General features: G+C 77.5%; 4 protein-coding genes. 2 read left to right on the forward strand and 2 right to left on the reverse strand.

The window, feature by feature from the left end; translation table 11 throughout:
- Positions 1–67 precede the first annotated feature (67 nt).
- Both MHY85_RS20480 and MHY85_RS20485 read left to right on the forward strand, forming a co-directional pair.
- Complete coding sequence (locus MHY85_RS20480) at positions 68–361, forward strand: MTH1187 family thiamine-binding protein (RefSeq protein ID WP_147795438.1); 294 nt, start codon at positions 68–70, stop codon at positions 359–361.
- A gap of 199 nt (positions 362–560) precedes the next feature.
- Positions 561–1,631 (forward strand): hypothetical protein, encoded by a 1,071-nt coding sequence (locus MHY85_RS20485; protein WP_239200193.1) that lies wholly within the window; start codon positions 561–563, stop codon positions 1,629–1,631.
- 24 nt (positions 1,632–1,655) lie between these two features.
- Here the strand turns inward: MHY85_RS20485 and MHY85_RS20490 are convergent, their stop codons facing one another.
- A complete protein-coding gene (locus tag MHY85_RS20490; protein WP_239200196.1) occupies positions 1,656–2,624 on the reverse strand; it encodes an alpha/beta hydrolase in 969 nt (322 codons plus the stop codon).
- Between the two features lie 28 nt (positions 2,625–2,652).
- The gene (locus MHY85_RS20495) at positions 2,653–3,615 is read right to left on the reverse strand and encodes a zinc-binding dehydrogenase (protein WP_239200199.1); all 963 of its coding nucleotides are present in this window, start codon (positions 3,613–3,615) and stop codon (positions 2,653–2,655) included.
- Positions 3,616–3,799 lie beyond the last annotated feature (184 nt).

The raw sequence follows: 3,799 nt of genomic DNA on the forward strand, positions 1-3,799 counted from the left end.
CTACCGTGTGCCCCCGCGCCCGTCCGGGGCTGGACGGACCCCCGCCCCGTGCACCAGGGTGGGAGGCATGCTCGTGGCGTTCTCCGTGTCCCCGCTCGGTGCGGGTGAGTCCGTGACCGAGGCCGTGGCCGACGCGGTGCGCGTCGTCCGGGAGTCCGGCCTGCCGCACCGCACCGACGCGATGTTCACCACGATCGAGGGTGAGTGGGACGAGTGCATGGACGTCGTGAGGCGGGCGTCCGAGGCGGTCGGCCGGCACGCCGGCCGGGTGAGCCTGGTGCTGAAGGCCGACATCCGGCCGGGGCGCACGGGTGAGCTGACCGGCAAGGTCGAGCGGCTGGAGGAGCACCTGTCCGCGTGACGGCGTGCGCGTCCGGCCCCGGTGCCGGGCACGTCGGCGTGGACATCTCGTGCAGATGGGTGAGCCCGGGGACCGGCGCGGTCCACGGGGTGGGAGACTTCCGCGGGGTGGAGCGCCCGGCGGTGCCGGGTGCCGAGCGGCGCGTGCGGCGCGGTGGGCCGGCCCGGCAGGGGGCCGCGGGAAGGGATGCAGCGGACTGATGGCGATCTTCGAGCTCGACGGCGGCCAGGGGACCCTCGTCCAGCCGATGCGGCCCCGGGCCGACGCGTTCGAGTCCGACTCGTCCGCGCTGGTGACCGGGCACGTGTCGGAGCTGCTGGGCGAGCAGGTGCTGCCCGTCCGCGAGGGCGCCGGTGGCGGCCCGCACCTGCTGGCGCTGGACGCGGGCGCGCGGCCCGTGGTGGTCGAGGTCGTGCAGCTGCTGGACGAGGCCGGCCTGGTGCGAGCGCTGCGGCACGCGGGAGGCGCGGCCCGGCTGAGCCGTGCCGAGCTCGCGCGGATGTACCGCGGCGGGCCGGAGGCGTTCGAGGCGGACCTCGCGGTGTTCCGGGACCGTGCGCCGGTGCTGCAGTCGCAGCGGCCGGTGCCGCCGGGCGCCCGGCTCGTCGTGGTGTGCGCCGACGTCGCGGAGGACGTGCTCGAGGCCGTCGACCACGTGACGGCGGGCGGCGGGGTGGAGGTGCTGCGGCTGGGCGTGACCCAGGGCCCCGGCGGTCGCCGCTACGTCGACGTGTCCCCGCTGCGCACCACCCCCGGCCAGCGCCGCGCCGTCGAGCCGGGCCCGCGGACCGGCGCGGTGCCGGTGACCGCCGGCCGCACGGCCGCCTCGGGCACCCAGCGGGGCGTCGCCGCGACCGACCCGACCCCGGTCGTCCGCCCGGACGACGCCGAGCACCACCGGCACGCCGCACCCGCGCCCGAGCCGCGCCCGACGCCGCGGACCGACGAGACCACGCTGATCCCGCCGGTCGTCGCCGACGTCCCGGCGCCGCGCGACGGCGACGCGGCCGACCCGCTGCCCGAGCTGGAGGCGCTGGCCGCCGCCGAGCGCCGCGACCTCGAGCTGGTGTGGCACCGGGTGCGCCGCAACCAGCGGCTGGTGGCGACGCTGCGGGTGGACGGGCTGATCGAGCTGGCCGACGGCAGCGTGCACGCCGACCCGAGCAGCGCCGCGACCGCGGCCGCCGACCTGGAGCGGCCCGCCGACGGCTGGCGGGTGTGGCGGTTCGGCGAGGACGGCCCGACGCTCGGCGAGGCCGTCGGCGCCTGACGGCCCCCGCGCCGCCGCGGTCCCTCACGACCAGCCGTACGCCGCCGCCCACCGGCTGATCTCGGCGTACAGCCGCGCCCGTACCGGGGCCGGCGACAGCGTGAGGTCGTGCAGCCCGCCGGCGATCCGCACGACCGACACCACCGGGCCGAGCTGCACGGCGCGCCGGGCCAGCAGCTCGACGTCGAGCACCACGTCCGCGGCGCGCATGTCCTCGCTCCACCGGGGGCTGATCACGGTCCGGTCGGACGCGAGCATCAGCACGGGCACCCGGATGTGCAGCCCGCGGGCCACCTCGGCGTGCCCGGCCAGGATCGCCGCCAGCCAGCCGGCCCGCACCGGGAACGACGGCACCGGCCGCCAGGTGTCGTCGTAGGTCCACTCGCCGCCGTCGGCGACGCGCAGCGTGCGGGCGTAGTAGCCGGGGTCGATGTTGGGCAGCGGCGCCTTCGGCTGCAGCCGGGCGAGCCGGGCGACCGCGGGGGCGCTGATGTGCCGCACCAGGGCGGCGCCCTGCAGCTCGAGCCACGGCGAGTTGAGCACGAGCCCGTGCAGCCGCCCGGGGTGCCGGTTCGCCCACAGCGACGCGATCAACCCGCCGGTCGAGTGGCCCATCAGCATCACGCGCGCGAACCGGCCGAGGTCGCGGTGCACCTGGTCGAGCGCGGCCTCGATCTCCTCGTCGTAGGTCCGCAGGTCGTCGACGTACCCGGGCGTCTGGTGCGGTCGGAGGCTGCGCCCGTACTTGCGCAGGTCGAGCGCGTAGAACGCGGCACCCTGGGCGTGCCAGAACTCGGCGAGCCCGGTCTGGAAGAAGTAGTCGGACCAGCCGTGCAGGTACAGCACCGCGCGGGAGGGGCGCAGCCGCTCGGGCGTCGGCGGCGCGTACCTGACGAGGCTGGCGACGACCTCGCCCTCGTCGTCGGGCGCGAGGTCGAGCGTCCGCACGCGGTAGTCCTCGCCCAGGACGTCCCTCTGCCACCGGCCGGCCATCGCGCCCCCTCGTCGGCCCCGCAGGCCGTCAGACCTCCGCGACGACTTTGCCGAACTGCTCGCCGCGGGCCAAGCGTGCCAGGCCCTCGCCGACCCGGGCCAGCGGGACGGTCGAGTCGACGACCGGCCGGACGCCGGTGCGGGCGAGGAACGCGAGCAGCTGCTCCAGGTCCTGCTTGCTGCCCATCGTCGCGCCGAGCACCGCGATCTCCAGGAAGAACACCCGCTGGATCTCCATCGCGGCGGGGTCCCCGGTGGTGGCGCCGGCGACGACGATCGTCCCGCCGGGCCGCACGGAGCGCACCGAGTGCGACCAGGTGGCGGCGCCGACGGTCTCGACGACGAGGTCGACGCGGACCGGCAGCCGCTCGCCGGCGCCGACAGCCCCCGCCGCGCCGAGCTCCAGCGCCCGCGCCCGGCGGCGCTCGTCCCGGCTGGTCACCCAGACCTCGAGGCCGGCCGCCGCGGCGAGCCGGATCGCGGCGGTGGCCACGCCGCCCCCCGCGCCCTGCACCAGCACCCGCTGCCCGGGCTGCGCGCGGCCGGTGCCGAACAGCATCCGGTACGCGGTGAGCCAGGCGGTCGGCACGCACGCGGCCTCGACGAACGACAGCTCCGCGGGCTTGGCGACGAGGTTCCACGTGGGGACGGCGACCCGCTCGGCGATCGTGCCCGGGTACCGCTCGGACAGCAACGAGCGCGGCTCCGCGGGCCCGACGCCGTGGCCGGACGCGCCGCCGATCACGGCGTGCAGCACGACCTCCCGGCCGTCGGCGGTGACGCCCGCGCCGTCGGTGCCGAGCACCATCGGCAGCTGCTCGGGCTTCAGGCCCACACCGCGCAGCGACCACAGGTCGTGCTGGTTCAGGGCCGCGGCGCGCACGTCGACGGTCGTCCAGTGCTCCCGGGCCTCGGGATCGGGGTGCTCCCCGACGGTCAGCCCCGCCAGGGGGTCGTCGGGCGAGAACCGGGTGACCATCGCGGCGAGCACCCCTCGACCCTAGCCCCGCCCCCGGCCCCACGACCCGGGACCCGCGGGCCGCCGGCCCTCGCCGAGATGGCAACTCTCGGCTGTCGTGGGGCGCGTGCCCGCAGCCGAGAGTTGCCATCTCGGCGGGTGCGGGTGCGGGTGCGGGTGCGGGTGCGGGTGCGGGAGGCGCGGCGCGGGGGGCTGT

It is taken from the genome of Cellulomonas sp. ACRRI (assembly GCF_022346185.1).
Classification (GTDB): Bacteria; Actinomycetota; Actinomycetes; order Actinomycetales; family Cellulomonadaceae; genus Cellulomonas.